Origin of the sequence: Undibacterium sp. Jales W-56 (genome assembly GCF_025548535.1) — a bacterium.
Lineage (GTDB): Bacteria > Pseudomonadota > Gammaproteobacteria > Burkholderiales > Burkholderiaceae_D > Undibacterium.
Genome location: NZ_JAJLQW010000001.1, coordinates 722,683 through 746,033 on the forward strand (window position 1 = coordinate 722,683; position 23,351 = coordinate 746,033).

Here is a 23,351-nt window from a genome sequence, read left to right on the forward strand (position 1 = left end):
CTCTCTCACGATCATTCATAAAATGCACCTGGACATCGCTCAAATCACCGGCATCGGTGATAGACAGACCAATCAAGATGCACTGGCCAGTGCGCTTGCCGACGATCTGGCGTGCTTCGTCCTGGCCGATGGCACCGGCGGTCATGAAGGCGGCGAGCTCGCCGCGAACCTGGTGGTCGACAGCATCATAGGAAAATTTTTACAAGAGGCCTCATTCAGCGCACGGGCGCTGCGCTCGTATGTGGACTGGGCGATACATACAGTCGCGCAGCAGAAAGCGGGCAACCTCAAACAACAGCAGATGAGTGCGACCGTGGCGACGCTCCTGATTGATCGGAGCAACCGCTGCGCTTTATGGGCGCATCTCGGTGATACGCGCATCTATCTGTTCCGGCGCGGGAAAATTATCGCGATCTCCAAAGATCACAGCCAGGCGCAGAGGATGGTGGACGCCGGCTATGCCGAGTACGCTACGTTGCGGCAGCACCCGCAACGTAGCGTATTATTTGCAGCCATAGGGGCTGAAGGGGATAGTATCCCTGAAATCACCACGGAGGCGATCACCTTGCAGGAAGGCGATGCGTTTCTCATGTGTAGCGACGGCTTTTGGGAATGGGTGCATGAAGATGAGATGGAGCAAACGCTGGTTAGCGCACCAAACACCGATGCGTGGCTGAGCCAGATGGCGATCATTGCCGGGCAAAATAACAGTACAAGCAAGATCGACAGGGATAATTTTTCCGCTTTCGCCGTATGTTTAAAAGAGGCAGATACGGCGGCAAACAGGATGCCAAATATGACAAGCTGAGCTCCATCCATGAACAATCTGATTACCGTAAAACGTTTATATCTTTCGGATAAGCCTTGAACACAGAAAAAATACTCGCCGATGCAATGTCAACCCCAGCGTCAGCTCACGCTCCTGGCGAGAATTGTCTCGCCGTTGGCACGCGGCTCAACGATTTTGAGATCACCGGCGTTCTGGGTGAGGGCGGCTTTGGCATCGTCTATCTGGCATTCGATCATTCCCTGCAACGCACTGTCGCGATAAAAGAGTATATGCCGGGGGCATTGGCGGGACGTACCTCCGATGCCAGTGTGGTAGTGCGGGCCGAGCGTCACAAAAAAACCTTCGATGCAGGTTTAAAAAGCTTCATTAACGAAGCACGTCTGTTAGCCCAGTTCGATCATCCATCCCTGGTGCATGTCTATCGATTTTGGGAAGAAAACAAAACCGCCTACATGGTCATGCGCTATTACGACGGCCAGACGCTGAAAGACATCGTCAATACCCGACCCGAGGTGGTTACAGAGGATTGGCTGAAATCGATTATCAAACAAATTCTGGAAGCCCTGGACACACTGTATCGCGCCAAAATCCTGCACAGGGATATCTCGCCGGATAACATCATCGTGCAAAAAAACGGCGACGCGGTACTGCTGGATTTCGGTTCTGCACGCCAGATCATCGGCGATATGACGCAAGGCATCACGGTCATTTTAAAACCGGGTTACGCGCCGGTAGAGCAGTATTCGGATGATTGCGAAATGGAGCAGGGGCCCTGGACCGACATCTATGCACTGGCCGCGGTTATTTATTTCACGATTGTCAAAGCGTCGCCGCCGATCTCGGTAGCCCGTGTCGTGAAAGATTCTTTAGCGCCGCTGCAAGGTCTGACGGAATCGGGATTCAGCCAACAGTTTCGGATGGCAGTTGATCGCAGTCTGGCGATACAGCCGCAAGACCGGCCCCAGAGCGTCGAGGCGTTCCGTCGGTCCCTGGGGATCGCCGAGCTGGATACTGCGCGCAATTTCCAGACCGGCCGCTCCGGTATTGACGATCCCGCTGACGAGGTGGCAAGAATCGCCCGCATTAAAAATGCGCCCTACACCAAGGTGGCACAGGCTAATTTTAGCCATCTTGATGCCGCCGCCGATACGCGCAACGTTCAGGCAACCAAGAGCCGTATCGGAACGCCGCACAAGCTGGCAGCAGCGCTGGGCGTGTTATTGTTAGCCGGGCTTGGGACTTATCTTGCCATGCGTCCCGAGCAGGCGATCCCACCTGTGCCGCCCTCAATCCCAGAGCCGCAACCAACAGTACAGGCGAAAGCCGATCCAGTCGATCCGGTGACGCCACCCCAGGCGCAATCAGCCTCAGCCAGTACGCCAGAGCTGAGCGAGGAGCAAATAGCCTGGACGACATTAGAGAACGCCCCGAACGTTACGCCAAAAGCGCTCGCCGCGTTTTTGCAGCAATACCCCAAAGGCCAATTCGCCGACGCGGCACAGGCACGGCTGACCGACCTGAATAAAGCGGTTACGCCGGCGTCGGAAGAGAAGGTGCTCCGCAAGGTCAATATAAAGCTAGCCATCAAACCCTGGGGCACCGTATTTGTCGATGGCGTGCAAGCGGGAGCGAGCCCGCCTTTAAAACAGTTAAATCTATCTTTGGGAAAGCATAAAATCAGGGTGACGAATCCGGGGTTCCCGGATTTTGTAACAGAAGTGGACGTCAAGAAAGATGCCGTCGGCCGTATTGAATATGAGTTCGCTAACAAATAAGCTTGATCCCCATGAACACCATTTATAAATTCAGTCATATATGTTTGCTCGCAGTCGCTGCCATCAGCATGCCCGGGTGCGAGAGCCTGCAAAAAATAACGGCGCCATTAAAGCCGGCAGTCAAACCCAAGGAAGTCAAACCGGCACCGCAAGCCGTCGCAACTCCGCCTGAATCACCCGCAGCAGTGCCGCCGCCTGCCAGCAACGGCGATGCCATTGCATTAAAAGAGGGGCTGAGTTTGTATAACGACGGCGATTACAACGGCGCCATCAAGAAGCTGAGCGGCTCTACCGACATATGGAGTGGGCATAACAAGGCCATCCAGTTAAACGCCTTAAAAACCATGGCATTCTCGTATTGCGTCACTTCCAGGACGCAACTATGCCGCCAGCAATTCGAGCGCGCCCTGAAACTCGATCCCAGTTTTGACTTATTGCCCAGCGAAATCGGCCATCCGATCTGGGGGCCGGTATTCTTAAAAGCCAAGAAGGCGAAGTAAGCGTCGCATCCCGGTGGCATTCATTTTCCGGTGTACCGGGACTTTCGTCACTCATGAACCGCGAATTTTTATTGCAAGTAGAAATAAAATATCTGGCATACGCATTTAAGCAATTGCTCGACATTCATTGATCGTCGTCCGGACGCTACCAGCTATTTCGCCATTCACATACAGCCTCGCTTGCGCGCCGTTGGTTGCCGCAAATACGATGCTTTCAAATGACCATCTGAGCGGCGGCATTTCCCACCATTCTCTTCCTCTTTTATCCGTGATGTGCGGTTGGCGGCATTGGTCTGGCCTATGGCCAATTGCTTATGCCTACCAAGCGGCCTAATCACGACCAAAGCATTCGGTCGTCTAAAGTCGATATGTTGCGCCGCACACAAAATATCGCATTATGAAATCGTATATCGCTATTTGAAAAATTAAAAAGTCCTGTTAGAATGCTTTCGCACGCAATTAATATGATGTAAATACAAGCACTAATTTGTCGATTCGCCACCGCGCTTCACTTAGAAAGCGCATTAACAGGAGACCGCGTTATGTCACCCCAGATAGACCAAGTTCTGGCGCAAGCCGTCAATGATCCCGATGTGATGGAAACCAGCGAGTGGCTCGATGCGCTCGAATCGGTGATCGAAAACGAAGGGCCGGAACGTGCCCATTACCTGATGGAGCGCATGGTCGATCTGGCGCGCCGTCGCGGTGCCCACATTCCGTTTTCCAGCAACACCGCGTATGTGAATACTATCCCGGCAGATATGGGCGAACATTGCCCGGGGAATCTGGAAATCGAAGAAAAACTGCGTTCCATGATGCGCTGGAATGCGATGGCGATGGTGGTCAAGGCGAATCGTCTGGACGGCGATCTGGGTGGTCACTTATCCAGCTTCGCCTCGCTGGCGAATATGCTGGGCATAGGTTTCAACCATTTCTGGCACGCACCGACCGAAGATCATGGCGGCGATTTGCTGTACATCCAGGGTCACTCATCGCCTGGTATTTATGCCCGCGCCTTTCTGGAAGGTCGCTTGACCGAAGAGCAGTTGTTGCACTTCCGCCGTGAAGTCGATGGCAAGGGCCTGTCGTCTTATCCACACCCAAAACTGATGCCGGATTTCTGGCAATTTCCTACCGTGTCGATGGGCCTGGGTCCCTTGATGGCGATCTATCAGGCACGCTTCCTGAAGTACCTGCATGCACGCGGCATCGCCGATACCGAGAAGCGCAAAGTCTGGGCTTTCTGCGGTGACGGCGAGATGGACGAGCCGGAATCGATGGGTGCGATCGGCATGGCAGGTCGCGAGCAACTCGACAATCTGGTGATCGTGGTTAACTGCAATCTGCAACGTCTGGACGGTCCGGTACGCGGCAACGGCAAGATCATCCAGGAACTCGAATCCGATTTCCGCGGTGCCGGCTGGAACGTGGTCAAAGTCATCTGGGGCGCAGGCTGGGATGAATTGCTGGCGAAAGACAAGGACGGCATTCTGCAAAAAGTCATGATGGAAACCGTCGACGGCGAATACCAGAATTACAAAGCCAAAGACGGCGCCTATGTGCGCAGCCATTTCTTCGGCAAGCATCCTAAATTGCTGGAAATGGTCAGCAAAATGTCGGATGACGATATCTGGCGTCTGACCCGCGGCGGTCATGATCCGCACAAGATTTATGCCGCCTTTAAAGTCGCACAGGATAACAAAGGTCAGCCGACCGTGATTCTGGCGAAGAGTATTAAAGGCTACGGCTTCGGCAAATCCGGCGAAGCGCGCAACACGGCGCACAACACCAAGAAGCTGGACGACGAGGCGATCAAGGCCATGCGCGATCGTTTCCAGTTACCGATTGCCGATGCCGACCTGCCTGCGATTCCGTTCTATAAGCCAGCCGACGATACGCCGGAAATGCAATACCTGCATGCACGCCGTAAAGCGCTCGGCGGCTACCTGCCACAGCGTCGTCAAAAAGCCGATGAAGTATTGGTGGTTCCACCACTGACCGCGTTCCAGGCTATGCTGGAGCCAACTGCCGAAGGCCGCGAGATTTCAACGACCGCTGCTTATGTGCGTATCCTGACCGCTTTGCTGCGCGACGCCAGCGTCGGGCCGCGCGTGGTGCCTATCATGGTCGATGAATCGCGTACTTTCGGTATGGAAGGCCTGTTCCGCCAGATCGGTATTTTCAGCCAGGTCGGCCAGCTGTACGAGCCGGTCGACAAGGATCAGGTGATGTACTACCGCGAAGACAAGGCCGGTCAGATCCTGCAGGAAGGCATCAATGAAGCGGGCGGCATGAGTTCGTGGATCGCCGCCGCGACTTCGTACTCGACGAATAACCGCGTGATGATCCCGTTCTATACCTATTACTCGATGTTCGGCCTGCAGCGTATCGGCGACCTGGCCTGGGCTGCCGGCGACATGCGCGCCCGTGGCTTCCTGCTGGGCGGCACCGCAGGCCGCACCACGCTGAACGGCGAAGGTTTGCAGCATGAGGACGGTCACAGTCATGTACTGGCCTCGACCATTCCGAACTGCGTGCCTTACGATCCGACTTTCGCGCACGAAGTCGCGGTCATCATGCACGACGGCCTGCGTCGCATGGTCACCAACCAGGAGGATGTGTTCTATTACATTACCCTGATGAACGAGAACTACAGCCACCCTGGCCTGAAAGCCGGGCAGGAAGACGGCATCATCAAAGGCCTGTACCTGTTGCAGAAGTCGGCAGAAAAGACCAAGCATCGCGTACAGCTGATGGGTTCCGGCACCATCCTGCGTGAAGTGATTGCCGCTGCCGAGTTGCTGCAGAGCGACTGGGGCATCGCTGCCGACGTCTGGTCCGCACCATCCTTCACTCTGCTGGCCCGTGACGGCCAGGATGCGGAGCGCTGGAATATGCTGCATCCGACTGCGGAAGCGCGCCTACCTTACATCACGCAATGCCTGAAAGACACCACGGGCCCTATCGTGGTCTCAACGGATTACATGCGTACTTTTGCTGAACAGGTGCGTGCTTTCATTCCTAAAGACCGCAGCTATAAAGTCCTGGGTACCGACGGTTTTGGCCGCTCCGATTCGCGTGCCAAACTGCGTGAATTCTTTGAGGTTAACCGTTATTTCGTCGTCATTGCTGCACTCAAAACCTTGGCGGATGAAGGCGCTTTATCAGCATCGGTGGTGGCGCAGGCAATCGCCAAATACGGTATCGATGCAGATAAACCCAATCCGGTGACTGTGTAACAGCATGAGGTAGAGTGCGCCACGCACACCACCCTGTTGTAAGGAAAACGTAGGGTGCGCCGTGCGCACCAAATCAAGGTGCGCACGGCGCACCCTACCTGAAATAACGGAGCTAATTTATGAGCGCAATTGAAGTCAAAGTACCGGATATCGGTGATTTCAAAGAAGTCGAAGTGATTGAGCTGATGGTCAAAGTCGGCGATAGCATCAAAGTCGATCAATCCCTGATCACGGTCGAATCAGATAAGGCCAGCATGGAAATCCCATCCAGTCATGCGGGTGTGGTGACCGCAATTAAAGTCAAAGTCGGCGATAAGGTTGCTGAAGGTTCTTTGCTGGTCTTGGTTGAAGCCAGTGCCGCAGCCGCTGCACCCGCTCCAGTTCCAGCGGCACCCGCAGCAGTGGCAGCGCCGGTCGCAATTGCCGCTGCACCGCTGTCAGCACCTGTCGCCGCTCCCACCACTGTTACGGCAGCGCCACCCGTTGCTACTGCCAATGTAGGCAAAGCCCATGCATCGCCATCGATACGCAAATTCGCGCGTGAGCTCGGCGTCGATCTGAGTCGTGTTGCAGGTTCCGGTCAGAAAGGCCGCATCACCCAGGAAGACGTACAAAACTTCGTCAAAGGCATCATGGCAGGCAGCACGGCAGTATCTGCCGTCTCTACGCCTGCGGCGAAAAACGGCAGCGGCGCTGGACTCGACCTGTTGCCTTGGCCGTCACTCGATTTCAGCAAATTCGGTACCACAGAGTTATTGCCGTTGTCGCGGATTAAAAAACTCAGCGGTCCGAATCTGCACCGCAACTGGGTCATGATTCCGCATGTCACGCAATTCGACGAAGCCGATATTACCGACCTCGAAGAGTTCCGCAAATCCTCGAACGAAGCCCTGGTCAAATCCGGCGTCAAGCTGACGATGCTGGCGTTTGTGATCAAAGCCAGTGTGGCTGCCTTGAAGAAATTCAAAGCCTTTAATGCGTCCCTCGATGCGGCTGGTGAAAACCTGATCCTGAAGCAGTACTACAATATCGGTTTCGCCGCAGATACCCCGAATGGCCTGGTGGTGCCTGTGGTCAAAAACGCCGATCAGAAAACCCTATCGCAAATCGCGCTTGAAATGGGCGAGCTGTCGGCACAGGCGCGTGACGGCAAGCTGAAGCCGGCCGACATGCAAGGTGCCACGTTCACGATTTCTTCGCTCGGCGGTATCGGCGGCACCGCGTTCACGCCGATTATCAATGCGCCGGAAGTCGCTATTCTGGGTTTGTCCAAATCCGCGATCAAACCGGTCTGGGACGGCAAGCAATTCGCGCCGCGCCTGATGTTGCCCTTGTCGCTGTCCTACGATCACCGCGTGATCGACGGCGCGATGGCCGCGAAATTCACAGCGTATCTGGCCGAGGTGTTGGCCGATCTGCGTAAAACCTTGCTGTGAGCGGAGAAAATACGATGAGTACAATCGAAATTAAAGTTCCCGATATCGGCGATTTCAAAGAAGTCGAAGTCATAGAATTGCTGGTCAAAGTCGGCGATAGCATCAAAGTCGATCAATCCCTGGTGACCGTCGAATCGGATAAAGCCAGCATGGAAATCCCGTCGAGTCACGCCGGCGTAATCAAAGAACTGAAAGTCAAACTCGGCGACAAAATCGCCGAAGGCAGTTTGTTGCTGGTGATTGAAGCCGAAGGTGCAAGTGCGACTCCGGTAGCTGCACCGTCAGTTACGCCCGTTGCAGCAGCGGCGCCAGCGCTGACAACAACTCCGGCGGCATCCGCGGCAGTTGCCGTTGCCGCACCGGCAGTGGTCGGTGTCGTTGAGGTTAAAGTGCCCGACATCGGCGATTTCAAGGAAGTCGAAGTGATTGAGTTGCTGGTGAAAGTCGGTGACACCATCAAGGTCGATCAGTCTTTGATCACGGTGGAATCCGACAAAGCCAGCATGGAAATTCCCTCCAGCCATGCCGGTGTCGTCAAAGAAGTCAAAGTCAAAGTTGGTGACAAAGTCGCTGAAGGCACGCTACTGCTATTGATTGAAGCCGCAGTTGCGGCTGCTACGGCTGTATCCAGCGCACCAGTTGCACCTGCAACGGCGCCCGCAGTAGCGGCGCCGGCCGCTTCCGGCTATACCGGTCAGGTAGATATCACCTGCGACATGATGGTATTGGGCGCCGGTCCCGGCGGTTATTCCGCAGCTTTCCGTTCTGCCGACCTTGGTCTTAACACTGTCTTGATCGAAAAATATTCGACACTCGGTGGCGTCTGCCTGAACGTCGGCTGTATCCCATCCAAAGCATTGTTGCACGTGGCTGCCGTGATTGACGAGACTGCGTCAATGGCCGCGCATGGCGTCAGTTTTGCAAAACCGACCATCGATATCGACAAGCTGCGCGGCTATAAAGAAAGCGTCATCAAAAAAATGACGACCGGCTTATCCGGCATGGCGAAAGCCCGCAAAGTCAATGTCGTACAGGGCGTTGGCCAGTTCCTCAGTCCTTACCATATTGAAGTGACGACGGCTGACGGTAGCAAAAAAACCGTGCAGTTCAAACAGGCGATTATCGCGGCTGGCTCGTCTGTCGTGAACCTGCCTTTCGTACCGGCTGACCCACGCATTGTCGATAGCACCGGCGCGCTCGAATTGCGTCAAATACCGAAACGCATGCTGGTGATTGGCGGCGGCATCATCGGCCTGGAAATGGCGACCGTGTATTCGACTCTTGGCGCTCGTATTGATGTGGTTGAAATGCTGGATGGCCTGATGCAGGGCGCTGATCGCGACATGGTCAAGGTTTGGCAGAAGCACAATGAAAAACGCTTCGACAATATCATGTTGAAAACCAAGACCGTCGGTGTAGAAGCGCTGCCGGAAGGTATTAAAGTGACTTTCGCTTCCGCAGTCGAAGGCGAAGTCGCGCCTGCGCCGCAAGTCTACGATCTGGTGCTGGTCGCCGTCGGCCGCAGCCCGAACGGCAAGAAAATTGCGGCGGATAAAGCCGGCGTCGCCGTAACGGACCGCGGCTTCATCAATGTCGATAAGCAAATGCGCACCAATGTGCCGCATATTTTTGCGATCGGCGATCTGGTTGGCCAACCCATGCTGGCGCATAAAGCCGTGCATGAAGCGCATGTCGCAGCCGAAGCCGCAGCCGGAGAAAAAGCCTACTTCGATGCGTCCGTGATTCCGTCGGTAGCCTACACCGATCCCGAAGTCGCATGGGTAGGCATGACCGAGGACGACGCCAAAGCCAAGGGTATCAAGCTCGAGAAGGGGCATTTCCCTTGGGCGGCATCTGGCCGCGCAGTGGCGAATGGCCGCGACGAGGGCTTCACCAAGCTGCTGTTCGATGCAGAGACTAAGCGCATCGTCGGCGGCGGCATTGTCGGTACCCATGCCGGTGACATGATAGGTGAGATCGCCCTCGCAATCGAAATGGGGGCCGATGCGGTGGATATCGGTAAGACTATCCATCCGCATCCGACCCTGGGCGAATCTATTGGTATGGCAGCAGAGGTGTACAAAGGCGTGTGTACGGATTTGCCGCCGATGCGCAAGAAATAAATCCCGTCACCGGCAATGCGAGTTCGATAAGAAAAAAACCTGAAGCGGATGTTGCTTCAGGTTTTTTTATTTAAAACAGTCAACAATTAACCCTATTGCCTGAATAATTGCGGTAGTTCGCCTGATCTGCGCCCTTTGATGATGGCAAGATTAATCTTCTCAATGATATCGCGGTCACTTTGTAAACCCGCAGTAAAGTGAATATCGTCCGCCAAAAAAGGTTTGGAAAATACTTTGATCGCGAATTTCATTTGCGATGAGGTCCGGAGGTTTTTATCTTTGACATACTGATTCAATTCGATTTCTAATTCTTTTGCATTAGCTGCACGAGAATTGAACAACATGACATCCATGCGGCCAGAGAGTAATTTTTTCAGTCTTGAGCTCGTTTGTGGTTGGTCTTCTTCCACTTTAAAAAAACTACCGCGCATGCTGTCGATTTTTTCTCCATAACGAATACCCCTGACAATGCCGACTGATTTACCTTGTAAGTCTTGTAACGTGTTGAATTTTAATGTCGAGTCATTGCGTGCAACAACCCATACAAAATCGGTAAATATCGCTTCCGAGAAACGCATCACTTTGAGCCGCTCTTGGCTCTTGGACAGGCCAAAACCTATCCCTTCTCCTGCTTTCACACTTTCCACCAGACGGGGTAGAGGGTAGCGACGTATCTCAAACTGTAGATCCAAAGCTCTCTCGAAGTAGTCAATCAATTTTTGGTTTTCAGGGCGTATCGGTGCGATGTCGCCGTTTTCATCCCTTGATTCGGCAATTAAAAGAGGCATAGTTGCGGCGGCAGTTAAGCTCGCAACTAGCATCAGCGATAAAAAGAGTAAGAAGCGATAGATCTTTTTAACTGCGTACATAAAGACGTGCTTCCGTGCGAAATTTCCATGCTGTCTGTCGTGAGTGTGGCAAGGAGGGGTTGTTTGATAGCATGCCGTTGATTGGCAGCCTAACTCAAGGAGGTAAAAATAATTGAGCTGAATTTGATTAAAGGCTAAGAAGTTTAGGAATTTACGTTATCGATTTAAATTGAATTCTGCCATTATACTTTTTATTATTCGCCAACATTAATATCCGGCAATGTAAGTTATTGTTACCTGATTTGCTAAATCGGCACATCACATGATTTCATACACTAATGTATTAATGCATTTCTGGGCAATTTCATCCATAATCAAAGCGACAAAAAACTCCAAAGCAACGGGATCATAGTTTGATTGTGCACCTGTGCCAGGAGTTGCCAGATTCACTTTTTGACAGGTTGGCGTGATGCAAAGAACTCGTGCAAGCGACAAAGACAATTTTGATTTTTCTGTCAAAAAAAGAAACAGATCAAAAGAGGAAATCATCCTTTTGATGCTGTGCGCGCTCAGTATCCCCAGTATTCTTCCATTTGGACTTATTCGTCTTTTCCAGGCCAACTGGACATTGGCGATAGTCGATCTGACGATCGTCTCCGGGATGATCGCTATCTTCCTATTTGTCTGGCGTACCGGTCGGGTCCAGCGAGCTAGTTTGATCGTGACGATTTTTTATTCAATCGGCATGCTCGCTGCAGTTTTTATCAAGGGAGCGTCGATTGTTTATTGGGTATATCCCACGATGATTGCGGCTTACTTTATGTTGAAAGCAAGTCATGCATTGCTGATCAATACCTTTTCTTTGAGCGCAATAGTATGGATTTTGAATCGGCAAATGAATTTGCTCGATTTGTCATCGGTTGTAGTCACTTTAGTATTGATTAATCTTTTTTCGTATATTTTTTCGTACCGGACAAATCTTCAGCATCATGAATTGAATCTGCAGGCCGAGCATGATTTTCTTACGGGAGCCGGCAACCGACGTGCATTAGATCGGGCCTTAGAGGCGTTTTCTGATGATGAAATGGAGAAGCCTCTTGAGTCGTGCCTGCTGTTATTGGATCTTGATCATTTTAAAAAAGTGAACGATCAATTTGGGCATGCAGTTGGCGATCAGGTATTAAAAAAACTTTGTGATTTGATACGAACCAGATTACGTGCCACGGATGGTGTTTTTCGCTATGGCGGCGAGGAGTTTGTCATCATTGCTGTGGGAACCGACATATCAACGGCTAGCGTTCTGGCAGAAGAACTTAGAGCCAAGGTTGAATCATCCCCGTTGTGTGCAGATTGTCCTGTCACGGTGTCAATTGGGGTGGCAAAAATAACTCCCTCTGAAACGGCGTCATCCTGGTTTCAGCGGGCGGATGCCATGCTGTATGAGGCCAAGCAAGGTGGCCGAAATACAGTGCGCGTTGCGACGTAAAACATTCTCTTCAAAATAGAATTGCTCACAATTTGACTACAAATTGTTACTTATTCTAAATAGTTGTGTTACATCCTTTTGATACTGTGAAGTCTCGCTTGACTTAAATCTGTGCCGGCTTGCATATTGACTGCTTGCCCTCCGTGGTTTGTTGAGTGCGTGCTTAGTTCGCCGTTTCATTGCTCAATTTTTTTAGTGAATAGTGCGGATTCAAGTTGTCCAGACTTTGTAGTAGAGGAAACGGCAATGACACGTATCAAAAAAGGACTATTATTCCTGGTCGGTTTTGCGAGCTTCACTACTGCTCTGGGTGACGGACTGATTAATCGCCTGCACACGACCGGGACTGAGAAAAAATCTATTGCCCCCGATTTGATTGCGCTTACCCAGCTAGCTGATAAGGGCGATGCTCTGGCGCAGACCAAGCTTGGCGTTATGTACTTCCACGGGGGAGGCGTTGCGCAAGATTACCAGCAAGCCCTGGACTGGTTTCGCAAGGCGGCTGATAAAGGCCATGCCGGTGCACAGACTAACTTGGGTTTAATGTACAGCAATGCGCTGGGCTTACCTCAAGATTCAAAAAAAGCCGCTTACTGGTATCAAAAAGCCGCAGCCCAGGGTTACCCGGTGGCCTACCTGAATCTTGGCGTTTTATATTCTGCGGGTGAGGGTGTCAGACAGGATTTGAAACAGGCACTGATCTCCTACCAAAAAGCCGCCTACCAAGGCAATCCACATGCCCAATATCGTTTGGGAACCATGTACGCAAATGGCAATGGTGTACCTCACGACGATAAGAAAGCGGTGTTTTGGTATGCCAAGGCCGCAGAGCAGGGTTTATCCAGCGCGCAATTTAATCTGGGAATGAAATATCTCAACGGCGAAGGCGTGTCCCAGAACGTCATCGAGGGTTACAAGCTGTTGATGATGGCGAGCTTTGATGCCGGCAAAAAATCGATGGACAGCCGCGAACTCGTGAGTGACGGTACCACCCAGGATTTAATTGACGATACCCAGCGCCTTTCGGAAACATGGGCGCTTGGTTCCGATGTGCAAATCGATGAGCGGTCAAGCATTCATCTGATTGCAGAAGATACTTCAGACATCTGAGTTCAAATTTGTTGAGCGCAGATGTGACCAAAATAGGGCAGGGACCGGGGCTGTCAGCAATGCAGTCAGTTTCTCTGGCAACAGGCTAGCGTAAGAATTCTTGCACTACCTTCACAGTAAGCGCGGCATCTTCTTCCTGCGGTACATGACCTAGCTGATCAAAAATCTGTAACTGACTGTCAGGAATGTCGCGATGGAATTCTTGCGCATACTTGACCGGTATCAATTTGTCTTTTCCTCCCCAGAGGATCAGAGTAGGCAAGTGCAACGATTTAATTTTATCGGCACTGGCACCGCCATCTAATTGCCCAAAACGCCTGACCAGCGCATGCCTGTTGCCTGCGCGCAGAGTGGTCGCGATGTATCGGTCGACCAGTTCCGGTGTGACTTTCTCCGGATTGCCGTAAACATTGCGGATACTTTTTTCCATCATGTCTCTGGGTAAAGTCAATTCGACTAATTTATTCAGTACCGGCGTGCGCGCAATCCTGAAGCCCAATGGAATAGATTCTGGCGTAAATGCATAGCCCGCCGCATCTACCAATATTAATTTGGCCACGCGTTCCGGTGCGCTGGCGGCTACTTGCCAGGCGATTTCACCGCCCAGCGAATTACCGCCGAGGATAAAACGCTGCACGCTTAGCTTATCCATCAGATCGAGAATAAAGTGCACATATACTTGGTTGCTGTAATCGTCCTGCACGTTGGGTCCCGTTAAGCCAAAGCCCGGTAAATCCATGGTGATAACGCGGTGCTGGGTCTTCAGCACATCGACCCAGGCTTCCCACGTGTGCAGGCTGGAGGAGGTCCCGTGGATCAGCACAATCGGCAAAGGATCTGAGGCGGGGCCTTGATCGCGAAGATGTACATTCAAGCCATGGAGATTAATGAAAGTGGAAGGCGCCGGAGCCCATTTCTGCGTCAAATTGGCGACCGGCTGGTCAGGCGCCCAAGTGGTGGCGACAAGGACGGCCAGAAAGAAAATACAAGCAAGGAACAGAACGCCTGCCAGTTGTACGCTTCTTTTTAGCATCGCCGCCTCCTGAATTTATATATACATACCGAGAATAAACTATTTCAGACGTGCTATCTCTTCTGGTTTCAATTGTCTGTATAGCATTTTAAGACTATTTCCGATTGCTGATCTTGTCTTGTAAAAATTGCCTGTGGCAGATTAGCTACCTCGATCTCAGGTACGACGCCCCCCATAGCGATACAGCACGGCCCGGTCTACGTAAATACAAATTAGTTATCTTGCCTTGATTTGTTGTTCGGCAAAAATCCACCGTAAAGAAAAATAATTAATGCCGGGCAATTAAAATCAAGAATCTCGGCGCATAATTGCGATCTTAAGTTTCCGTATGGAAATAAAAATAGCAATATGTACAGGCAATTCAGATAGATCCGAGGATGCGATGAGATGCAACAATGTGATGAAAATTCTGGTACTTTTGAACTTATGCCTGAGCGGAACAAGCATTTATGCGCAAAGCATCAGTTTTACGATTAATACTAGCCTGGAGCGCAAGCCAATCAGCCCTCTGATTTACGGCTACAACGCTTATGCCGATGGTACCAACCGGCCGGGCTGGAGTAATCAGGGCGGGCAGGCGGCATTGCAAAGTTTGAACCTGGTATCGCGGCGTCTGGGCGGTAATTCCATGACCAGTTATAACTGGGAAAACGGCGTCAGTAATTCCGGTGAAGACTGGTGTAATTCATCGAATGCAGCCGTGAGTGCGATCACTGGCGCGGGCAATCCGTCCGGCACGGCTGGTTTGGCCTATTATGCCCCCGGTGCGGCGCTGGTCAACTTCCATGATCAATCGCTGGCTTTAAATACCTATTCCTTATTACAGCTCCCCGCTGCCGGCAAGCTTCCCAAGGACATCGTCAACTTAACTCCGCCAAGTACCTGCAAGGGATACGATTTGTGGCAAAGCACAGCAGGACCATCGAATATCGATACGACCCGTTGGCTCACAATCGTCAACGACAAACCAGCCAGTTCCGGTAGCTTATCGACCACGCCGGCACTCTCGGATGAGGTGGTTTATGTTGATGAAGAGTTGAATTTTTTAATTCAGAAATATGGTAATTCACAAGCCGCAAGCGGCATCAAGGGCTATGAGCTGGATAACGAACCTGACCTTTGGCATCACTGGGCAGATCCCAACAATGGTAGCGGCACTCATCCGAATTTATATCCTGCATTGACCACGGTTGCCGATGTCGTACAAAAAAATATTGCACTCGCTTCCACCATCAAAAGAATAGATCGCTCGGCACAAACGTATGGCCCGGCGCTCAGCGGATATCTCGGGTTGTTCAGCTTGTGGGCGGTCTGGGACGGTACGCAATCGCACCAGCCTGCCGACTGGGCTAATTACAATGTAGAGCCATTTGTCAGTAACTCGACTGGAGACCGTTATCGCTACAACGGCATGACGATGGCGAATGCCTATCTGTCGGCGATGAAAACCGCCTCACAACAAGCGAATCAACGCTTGCTGGATGTGTTCTCGTTCCACTACTATCCGCAAGCAGCATATAACGCCAACGACCGCGTGCAGGCCGTCCGCAGTCTGTGGGATGCCAGCTATGTAGAGCCGAGCTGGATTACCCGACCCGGCAACGGTTTTACCGATGGCCGCGGCTTGCAAATCGTGACCAAGCTCAAGCAGGCCATCAATGATTTTTATCCTGATACCAAGCTGGCGATTAGCGAATATAACTTTGGCGGTAAAGATGACATCACCGGTGCGATTGCACAAGCCGATGCCTTGGGCACGTTTGGCAGGCAGGGCGTGCATCTGGCGACTTATTTCGGCGATGCGGAAGGCTTCATCACCTCCGGTTTTAAAATTTTCCGCAACTACGATGGCAGAATGTCGAGCTTTCCCGAGATATCGGTACAGGCGATTTCCAGCAGCAATGCAAATGCTGCCGTATATGCCGCAGTGAGTGAGGCCGATCCTGGCACGCTGCACATCATCGCGATCAACCGGCTCGCCAGCGCACTGGCAGCAAATTTTCAAGTCACTAATCCGGTCAGCTTGAATTCCGCGCAAGTATGGGGCGTCAGTGGCACGAATACCGCAATCACAGCACAGACCGGCGTCAGCGGCATCAAGGCGAATAAATTCAGTTACCTGATGCCGGCGCGCTCAGTCTTGCATTTTGTTTTGAAGCCATAGATGTTAATAGGTAATAAGCAGGTAGATTCATTGGCGAAGCGAAGAACTTGCCTGCACTTATTATTCCCAATACCCCAGACGTTGCATCCACCCAGCGATATCGCGCTGATGATCGTCGCCAGCCTGATACCGCTTTTGCTTGGCATGCGGAACATCGTCAGCTAATCGATGCTGGCCGAGTTTAAACTTGCCTTCAAGTCGGTCGACTTTGATGCGGAAGGCGACGATGCCTTTTAACAATCCGTCTCTGGCAGTATCGGGCATTTGATCCAGGTTTGCCTGGAAATCCGGTTCATGATGCGCGATCAGTTTTGCCAGCACGGATAATTTATCGCTCGCCTCATGCATCACTACTGCGTCGCCGCTTGCATGGACGCTGATGTAATCCCAGGTCGGTACCCGATTACCGGGTTGATATAAGCCAGGTGAAACATATGTGTGAGGACCGTGGAAAATCGCCAGAGTCTTGACGCCGGTTTCCATCGCTTGCCATTGGGGATTGGCACGCGCCACGTGACCGTCGATGAAGATGTGTCCATCGCGTTCTTCCGCCAGCACCGGGATATGGCTGGCAAACGGACTACCGTCAATGTCGCAGATCAGGCTAACGAAGTTATAGCGACGCATCACCTCTAATAACAGTGCCGGGTCATCTTGCTTAAAGTGGGAAGGAAGGTACATGCCGCTGTCTTTCTTGTCGCACAAGAGAGGGAAGCACTGCGTAATGTTGAGGCATTACGCAGTACGGAAATTAGACAAGCCTTTATTTCTTCAGCTGTGTCAGCACTTGCGCCAGCATTGCAATCATCTGATCGATTTCTTCGGTGCTGACGTTTAATGCCGGCATGAAGCGCAACAGGTCGGGGCGCGGCGAGTTCAGCAATAAACCGACGGGCTCCATATCACGGGCGATTTCGACGATTTTTGGTCCGATGTCGCTACCGAGTCTGAGCGCGCGCAATAAGCCTTCGCCGCGCTCGCCTTGCAGACCGAATTGCTCAGAGAGTTGGAGTAGTTGCTGACTCAGGTAATCGCCTTTTTGATGGACGGAGGCCAAAAATCCCGGTGCCAGCAATTCTTGGAGCACTGCTACCCCAACCGCCGTAATCAACGGATTGCCGTTGTAGGTGCCGCCCTGATCTCCCGGTACGAAGCATGCTACTTCTTCACGGCAGAGCAATGCTGCCAGCGGTACGCCGCCGCCTATGCCTTTGCCCAGCGTCATGATGTCGGGTTCAATGCCGGATAATTGATAGCTGAATAATTCGCCGGTACGTCCCATGCCAGATTGGACTTCATCGACGATCAGCAGCACATTATGCTTTTTAGTCAATGCGCGCAGAGCCTGCATGAATTCGCGGCTCGCCGGCAAGACACCGCCTTCACCCTGGACTGGTTCCAGCATCACCGCTACGGTTGTTTCGGAGATTAGCTTTTCGACTGATGCAATGTCGTTCAGGTCGGCTTTGGGAAAGCCGGTGACTTGCGGTGCAAAAATGGTGTCCCAGCCGGGTTTGCCAGAGGCGGACATGGTTGCCAGGGTGCGGCCGTGAAAGCCGTGATCGAAGGTGATGATCTCGAAAGCGCCGTGCTTATTTTTTTGCCCCCATTTACGCGCGAGTTTGATGGCGCCCTCATTGGCTTCTGCACCGCTATTGGCAAAAAATACGCGATCGAAACACGAATTGGCCGTCAGCAGGCTGGCGAGCTCAATCGCCGGCGCATTGTAAAAAGCGGGCGAGGGATTGATAAGTTTTTTTGATTGGGCGACCAGGGCGTCTTGTATGCATTGCGGTGAATGTCCCAGGCAATTCACGGCCCAGCCTTGCAAATAATCGAGGTAGCGCTTCCCTTTATGGTCAGTCAGCCACATTCCTTTGCCTTCGGTAAAAACCAGGTCCGGCCTTGGTGTGATGTACATGAGGGCATTGACATTGTACTGACTGAATTCCATTTCAAAACTCCTGATAAGGGTGAAGGACTATGACTAAAGTAGATCGGATAAAATGAGCAGATATAAAAAAGCCACAGGTGAGGCCTGTGGCTTAGATATGCTGTGCGGTTTTATCTGACGCGCACGTTCACTGACACATCTGCCCAGGCTCGCAGAGCGAGCTACGACGTCGCGCGATATTCGGTGAAGACATGTCAGTAAAATTTTTCATAAAACGGATAGTAGGACGTTTTTTGCAATGCGTCAAAATTTTTTTCAGTTTTTTAAGCGATTGAATTAAACGACTAAATTTAAGCCGCCAGATCCGCTTCCGAAGTGAATGAGTCCGCATAGAACTCGTCTTCCGGCAACTGGCACAGTTTGACGAAATCACGTCTGGCAGAATCCACAACAACCGGTGCGCCACAGGCATACACCTGATAGCCGGACAAATCCGCATGATCGGCAATCACGGCCTGATGCACAAAGCCAGTCCGGCCGGTCCAGCCGTCTTCAGGCAATGCATCCGATACAACAGGTATGTAGGTCAGGTTCGGCAGAGTAGTGAGCCACTCCTGGCATAGTGCATGCATATACAAATCTTGCGGCCGACGGCCGCCCCAGTACAAAGTTACCGGGCGTGTCGATTTAGCATAAATCAGGTGTTCAACCAGGGCTTTGATCGGCGCAAAACCAGTGCCGGATGCTAGCAAGATCATTGGTTTTTCAGAATCTTCGCGCAGGAAAAAAGTACCATGCGGTCCTTCGAAACGCAGGATGTCGCGCTCTTTCAGTGTGCCGAATACCTGATCGGTGAACAGACCGCCCGGCATGTGGCGCACATGCAAAGTAATTTGCTCGTCCAGATGCGGTGCATTTGCCATACTGTAGCTACGACGCTTACCATCGCGCAGCATGAATTCGATGTACTGGCCCGCACGGTATTGCAGTCTTTCATTCGCGGGTAATTGCAGCGCGATGAGCATCACATCGTCAGAGAGTTGTTCTAGTTTAGCGACGCGGCTAGGCATTTTTTTCAAAGGGTAATCGCCGCTTACAATGATCTCGCGTGCTTCAATGCTGATGTCGGAGTCCGGTCGGGCGCAGCAAAACAAGGCGCCGCCTTGCGCTTGTTCTTCATCGGACAAGGCTTTTTGCTGATGAACTCCATGAGTTACACTGCCAGCAATCACTTTACCCTTGCACGAGCCGCAGGCGCCATTTTTACAGCCATAAGGCAGACCTATGCCTGAGCGTAAGGCTGCAGCTAAAACGGTTTCACCTTCATCGCAGCTAAACTGACGACCACTTGGAGTAACGGTTACTTGAAAAGTCATACTATCCCGAATAAATGATTACGATGAAAAATACTGTGGAAAAAAAAGCCAAAATCCGCTTCGCCAAACCCCGTTTATTGATACTCGGCTGTGGAGACGTTGGCATGCGCCTGCTCCCTTTGCTAAGGGAGCAATTTCGCGTATTTGCTGTCACCAGCCAGGCCAGCAGACAGGCAGAACTGCGTGCCGCAGGCGCCGTACCGATTACAGCCGATCTTGATCAAGCGCATACACTCAGGCGTCTGGCAGGGTTGGCGTCGCATGTTGTCCATCTGGCACCACCGCGTACCGACGGCAGATATGATCAGCGAACCCGAAATTTGACCGCCATTTTACCTGACAAGAGCGTACTTGTTTATGTCAGCACGACGGGCGTCTATGGCGATTGCGGCGGAGCGGTCTTCGATGAGACTCGCCCGCTGCATCCGCAAAACGCCAGAGCGCAGCGTCGCGTTGATGCGGAGAGTCATTTGCGACAGTGGGCCAGACGCAGTCAGTCCCGGCTCAGTATTTTGCGCGTGCCCGGCATTTATGCCGCGGACCGTCTGCCTCTGGAGCGCCTGGCTAAAGGGACGCCCGCTTTGCTTGAGGCAGATGATGTGTACACCAATCACATTCACGCAGACGATCTGGCGCATTTGATCCGTCTGACATTATTCCGTGGTTGTGTCAATCGCGTCTATCATACGGTGGATGACAGCGATATCAAGATGGCGGCATATTTTGATCTGGTTGCGGATGCCTTTGACTTAGCGCGTCCGCCGCGTTTGCCTCGCAACGAACTCGCTCAGCAAGTATCTCCGATGTTATTGACATTCATGTCGGAATCGCGTCGTTTGCTGAATCACAGAATGAAATTGGAGTTGGGTGCGCGTCTGATATATTCAACCGTGCAGAGCGGTGTGAGCGCAGCAAAAAATCAGCTGCTTGCCAAAGGCAAATCCAGGTAGAAGCGGGAGCCGCGCCCTTCAACGCTGGTAAAACCGATTTCCCCTCCCATTTTTTCTATCATGGATTTAGACAGGCTTAAGCCTAGTCCGGTACCTGCATATTTACGCGCTGCCTTGGCGTCTTCCTGACTGAATTTCTGGAAAATATTTTTCTGGAATTCGGTAGAAATGCCGATGCCGTAATCAATCACCTCAATTCTGACCCAGTCGTTTAAACGGGTAATTTCCACGGCGACCTGGCCATTTTTAGGGGAAAATTTAATGGCGTTGGACAGCAAGTTAGACAGCACTTGCGTGAAGCGTTGTGTATCGACATTGACCGGCATATCGGCGACCTGTTCTGTCTCGAACAACAACTTGATTGAAAAATTCTGGGCGTAACCGAGATTTGCATCGACAATGGATTTGACCAGATCATGCAATTGAATCCTCTCCATTTGAAATTGCATGCCGCCGTATTCAAGTTTTTCAAAATCCAATAAATCATTGATCAGCAGCGTCAAGCGTGAAGCATTATCGTTCGCCATCTGTATCAATTTTTTAATGGATTCCGGTAGCGTACCGCTGACCCCGCCCATGAGCAAACCAAGTGCGCCGCGGATCGATGTCAATGGCGTACGCAATTCATGCGACACCGTCGAGACAAATTCACTTTTCAGTTTTTCTATGCGTTTTTGCTCTGACAGATCATGCAAAATCAGGACCAATAAATTTTGCGTCCCCAATTCTACTTTGGCCAAAGCCAGTTCAAGAGGGAAGTCGATATTGCCGCGCTTTCTGCCAGTGACCTCGATGCGTATAGGTATACCATGATGCACAAACTCATCAGAAAAATAACTTTGCAGATAGGCGTTCGAGGTTGCGTCAGGAAATAAGTCCCTGATATTGCGACCAAACAGAGTGCCAGGGGGGTAGGCAAATAATGCCTCAGCCGATTGATTTGCCGAGGCAATAAATCCACGCATATCCGTAGTCACAATACCTTCGGCGGCATTCGACAGGATTGCACTCAAACGCTCTTCGCTGTCATGCAACTGGCTGGTCCGTTGCGCAACCAGTATTTCTACATTAAAGGTATGCGCTGTTGCGACCAGCAGATAAATACCCAGCAAACCGGAAAACATCAAGCCGCCTATCATCGTGGACCAGGTGATCCAGGAGACATGACTATCCCAATAATTACGTGATGGCTGTGCCAGAAACGCATATTGCCGGCCACCGAAATCAATCGTCGATTGGAACAAGAATTTCAAATTGATTTCAGAAATCGTGTCGTAAAAAATACCATTCACTCCAGGATAAGAGAGGTCGTAAAACTTCAGCAGGAAGAGTTTTTTTTCTTCAGGAGCGAGCAGGTCGGCGACCATGTTTTTGATGCTGACGACACTGACGGCCGAACCTTTAAATGCGCGCTCACGATCTTCCCTGGTTGTCAGCGCCTTGCCTTGTGCATAGATGGGGGCGAATAACATAACGGACGAATGAGAGTCTTTTTCACTGATCAATGCGATCGGATTAGTGGCTGCCATACTGCCGCTATCGCGCGCTTCTTCGATGGCATTGCGGCTGACGGGGCTGGTGCCCAGGTCATAACCAAAATAGGGTAAAGTGCCGGCAAATGGCTCAATGAAGGTAACCGGAAAATATTCCTGGTAATTCCTGGCTCTGACGAATTCATCTGAAGGATTTTTTTCAGTGATCTGGAAATGGATAAATCCTTCCTGCAATACCGCTTCTTCAAACCTTTGCCTATCTTCATGTGCCACTCTCGGAATCCACAGTAAAGCAGAAATCGCCTTATGTGTTTGTAAGGTATGTTCAGTAAAGACATTGAAATCAGTGCGCGTCACATTCTTGGATGCGGCAAAAAATCGCTCAATATTCTTGACAGTATCCGCATGTACATCAAGTTTGTTTTGCAAGCTCTGACTCAGGCGCGCTGCTTCGAGGCGGAACTCAAGGTGCTGTTTTTGTTCTTCTCGTTGTCGAATAAAAACAAACGCGATAAAAACAGTCAATAAACAAATCACCAAGGGCAGCATCACGCTGTGACGGCGTGAGAGCCAGATTTTACGTGGCCTGGCCAGCAGGATCAGTACGATAGGGGTAATGGTGAGCTCGCCCAAAGTGTCGCCTGTCCACCAGGTGAGCCAATTGCCGAGAATTTGCTCCGATGAGATCACATCAAGGTGATACAGGGCAGAAATGCCAATAGTGGAACTGATCAGGCAGCCGGCTAAACCGCCCCAGATAAAAAAACGGAAGATATCGCGATCTATATCTAGTGCCAGATTATTCCGGAGTTTAGCGCGGATGACATAGGTACTGGCATACGCTTGCAGACTGGCTCCGCTAGCCAGCAATAAGGGTAATCCGATGCAAGAGACATAGAATGGATTGCCACTCTCTAATCCGATAGAAAAATTAACCAGGAAGGAACCTAGAAACACACCGGGCAGCAGCCGGTAGCCTTGCGTCAATACGATGCCTAATGCCAGTCCCGCCGGCGGATACACGGCAATCGCATAACCGGGAGGTATTGCGAGCAGTAAAGACAATCTTCCCAGCAAGGCGTAAGCAATAGCCAAGGTCAGTACTTGAACAATCAAATTTGACTTGAAACTATGGCGAATGCGCTGAGCTAAAGCGGGCATTAAGAGTCCTTA

Annotated in this window: 16 protein-coding genes; 10 read left to right on the plus strand and 6 right to left on the minus strand. The window is 51.6% G+C overall.

The window, feature by feature from the left end; translation table 11 throughout:
• Window positions 1-22: 22 nt before the first annotated feature.
• The 6 genes from LPB67_RS03255 (at window position 23) to lpdA (ending at window position 9,863) form a co-directional block, all read left to right on the plus strand.
• Complete coding sequence (locus tag LPB67_RS03255) at window positions 23-808, plus strand: PP2C family protein-serine/threonine phosphatase (protein ID WP_262835627.1); 786 nt, start codon at window positions 23-25, stop codon at window positions 806-808.
• Window positions 809-864: 56 nt separating this feature from the next.
• A complete protein-coding gene (locus LPB67_RS03260) occupies window positions 865-2,565 on the plus strand; it encodes a serine/threonine-protein kinase (RefSeq protein WP_262835628.1) in 1,701 nt (566 codons plus the stop codon).
• Window positions 2,566-2,576: 11 nt separating this feature from the next.
• Window positions 2,577-3,065 carry a TssQ family T6SS-associated lipoprotein gene (locus LPB67_RS03265; RefSeq protein WP_262835629.1) on the plus strand — a complete coding sequence of 163 codons (489 nt, stop codon included), beginning with the start codon at window positions 2,577-2,579 and terminating at the stop codon, window positions 3,063-3,065.
• Between the two features lie 542 nt (window positions 3,066-3,607).
• On the plus strand, window positions 3,608-6,304 hold the full coding sequence (gene aceE / locus LPB67_RS03270) for a pyruvate dehydrogenase (acetyl-transferring), homodimeric type (RefSeq protein ID WP_262835630.1): 2,697 nt from the start codon (window positions 3,608-3,610) through the stop codon (window positions 6,302-6,304).
• Between the two features lie 119 nt (window positions 6,305-6,423).
• A complete protein-coding gene (aceF, locus tag LPB67_RS03275; protein WP_262835631.1) occupies window positions 6,424-7,740 on the plus strand; it encodes a dihydrolipoyllysine-residue acetyltransferase in 1,317 nt (438 codons plus the stop codon).
• A gap of 14 nt (window positions 7,741-7,754) precedes the next feature.
• Window positions 7,755-9,863, plus strand: coding sequence for a dihydrolipoyl dehydrogenase (gene lpdA / locus LPB67_RS03280; protein ID WP_262835632.1), 2,109 nt, complete (start codon window positions 7,755-7,757; stop codon window positions 9,861-9,863).
• A gap of 92 nt (window positions 9,864-9,955) precedes the next feature.
• On the opposite strand, the gene LPB67_RS03285 is transcribed toward lpdA, so the two are convergent.
• A complete protein-coding gene (locus LPB67_RS03285) occupies window positions 9,956-10,732 on the minus strand; it encodes a substrate-binding periplasmic protein (protein WP_262835633.1) in 777 nt (258 codons plus the stop codon).
• A gap of 409 nt (window positions 10,733-11,141) precedes the next feature.
• Here LPB67_RS03285 and LPB67_RS03290 point away from each other — a divergent pair, with 409 nt between their 5' ends.
• Entirely contained in the window at window positions 11,142-12,158 is a 1,017-nt protein-coding gene (locus tag LPB67_RS03290; protein ID WP_262835634.1) for a GGDEF domain-containing protein, read from the plus strand.
• 246 nt (window positions 12,159-12,404) lie between these two features.
• Window positions 12,405-13,268: a tetratricopeptide repeat protein gene (locus LPB67_RS03295; RefSeq protein WP_262835635.1), complete on the plus strand. Its 864-nt coding sequence runs from the start codon at window positions 12,405-12,407 to the stop codon at window positions 13,266-13,268.
• An 85-nt stretch (window positions 13,269-13,353) separates the two neighbouring features.
• On the opposite strand, the gene LPB67_RS03300 is transcribed toward LPB67_RS03295, so the two are convergent.
• Window positions 13,354-14,301 carry an alpha/beta fold hydrolase gene (locus LPB67_RS03300; RefSeq protein ID WP_262835636.1) on the minus strand — a complete coding sequence of 316 codons (948 nt, stop codon included), beginning with the start codon at window positions 14,299-14,301 and terminating at the stop codon, window positions 13,354-13,356.
• A gap of 400 nt (window positions 14,302-14,701) precedes the next feature.
• Between LPB67_RS03300 and LPB67_RS03305 the strand changes: the two genes are divergently transcribed.
• Complete coding sequence (locus tag LPB67_RS03305) at window positions 14,702-16,465, plus strand: glycoside hydrolase family 44 protein (protein WP_262835637.1); 1,764 nt, start codon at window positions 14,702-14,704, stop codon at window positions 16,463-16,465.
• A gap of 60 nt (window positions 16,466-16,525) precedes the next feature.
• Here the strand turns inward: LPB67_RS03305 and LPB67_RS03310 are convergent, their stop codons facing one another.
• The 3 genes from LPB67_RS03310 to LPB67_RS03320 all read right to left on the minus strand — a co-directional run bounded on the left by LPB67_RS03310 (window position 16,526) and on the right by LPB67_RS03320 (window position 19,735).
• The gene (locus tag LPB67_RS03310; RefSeq protein ID WP_262835638.1) at window positions 16,526-17,146 is read right to left on the minus strand and encodes an FMN-binding negative transcriptional regulator; all 621 of its coding nucleotides are present in this window, start codon (window positions 17,144-17,146) and stop codon (window positions 16,526-16,528) included.
• A gap of 82 nt (window positions 17,147-17,228) precedes the next feature.
• Entirely contained in the window at window positions 17,229-18,419 is a 1,191-nt protein-coding gene (locus LPB67_RS03315; protein WP_262835639.1) for an acetylornithine transaminase, read from the minus strand.
• Window positions 18,420-18,709: 290 nt separating this feature from the next.
• Entirely contained in the window at window positions 18,710-19,735 is a 1,026-nt protein-coding gene (locus tag LPB67_RS03320; RefSeq protein ID WP_262835640.1) for a CDP-6-deoxy-delta-3,4-glucoseen reductase, read from the minus strand.
• A gap of 23 nt (window positions 19,736-19,758) precedes the next feature.
• Between LPB67_RS03320 and LPB67_RS03325 the strand changes: the two genes are divergently transcribed.
• Window positions 19,759-20,685, plus strand: a complete 927-nt coding sequence (locus LPB67_RS03325; RefSeq protein ID WP_262835641.1) for an SDR family oxidoreductase — start codon at window positions 19,759-19,761, stop codon at window positions 20,683-20,685.
• Here LPB67_RS03325 and LPB67_RS03330 read toward each other — a convergent pair.
• Entirely contained in the window at window positions 20,655-23,339 is a 2,685-nt protein-coding gene (locus LPB67_RS03330; RefSeq protein WP_262835642.1) for a CHASE domain-containing protein, read from the minus strand. The two genes, LPB67_RS03325 and LPB67_RS03330, sit on opposite strands and share 31 nt — an antisense overlap.
• Between the last annotated feature and the right edge of the window lie 12 nt (window positions 23,340-23,351).

What these genes read in the sequence shown, in the direction of transcription:
- LPB67_RS03255 (WP_262835627.1), top strand. Translation starts at nt 23, where the DNA reads ATGCACCTGGACATCGCTCAAATCACCGGCATCGGTGATAGACAGACC.
- LPB67_RS03265 (WP_262835629.1), top strand. Translation starts at nt 2,577, where the DNA reads ATGAACACCATTTATAAATTCAGTCATATATGTTTGCTCGCAGTCGCT.
- aceE (WP_262835630.1), top strand. Translation starts at nt 3,608, where the DNA reads ATGTCACCCCAGATAGACCAAGTTCTGGCGCAAGCCGTCAATGATCCC.
- aceF (WP_262835631.1), top strand. Translation starts at nt 6,424, where the DNA reads ATGAGCGCAATTGAAGTCAAAGTACCGGATATCGGTGATTTCAAAGAA.
- lpdA (WP_262835632.1), top strand. Translation starts at nt 7,755, where the DNA reads ATGAGTACAATCGAAATTAAAGTTCCCGATATCGGCGATTTCAAAGAA.
- LPB67_RS03285 (WP_262835633.1), bottom strand. Translation starts at nt 10,732, where the DNA reads ATGTACGCAGTTAAAAAGATCTATCGCTTCTTACTCTTTTTATCGCTG.
- LPB67_RS03290 (WP_262835634.1), top strand. Translation starts at nt 11,142, where the DNA reads ATGCAAAGAACTCGTGCAAGCGACAAAGACAATTTTGATTTTTCTGTC.
- LPB67_RS03295 (WP_262835635.1), top strand. Translation starts at nt 12,405, where the DNA reads ATGACACGTATCAAAAAAGGACTATTATTCCTGGTCGGTTTTGCGAGC.
- LPB67_RS03300 (WP_262835636.1), bottom strand. Translation starts at nt 14,301, where the DNA reads ATGCTAAAAAGAAGCGTACAACTGGCAGGCGTTCTGTTCCTTGCTTGT.
- LPB67_RS03305 (WP_262835637.1), top strand. Translation starts at nt 14,702, where the DNA reads ATGAAAATTCTGGTACTTTTGAACTTATGCCTGAGCGGAACAAGCATT.
- LPB67_RS03310 (WP_262835638.1), bottom strand. Translation starts at nt 17,146, where the DNA reads ATGTACCTTCCTTCCCACTTTAAGCAAGATGACCCGGCACTGTTATTA.
- LPB67_RS03315 (WP_262835639.1), bottom strand. Translation starts at nt 18,419, where the DNA reads ATGGAATTCAGTCAGTACAATGTCAATGCCCTCATGTACATCACACCA.
- LPB67_RS03320 (WP_262835640.1), bottom strand. Translation starts at nt 19,735, where the DNA reads ATGACTTTTCAAGTAACCGTTACTCCAAGTGGTCGTCAGTTTAGCTGC.
- LPB67_RS03325 (WP_262835641.1), top strand. Translation starts at nt 19,759, where the DNA reads ATGAAAAATACTGTGGAAAAAAAAGCCAAAATCCGCTTCGCCAAACCC.
- LPB67_RS03330 (WP_262835642.1), bottom strand. Translation starts at nt 23,339, where the DNA reads ATGCCCGCTTTAGCTCAGCGCATTCGCCATAGTTTCAAGTCAAATTTG.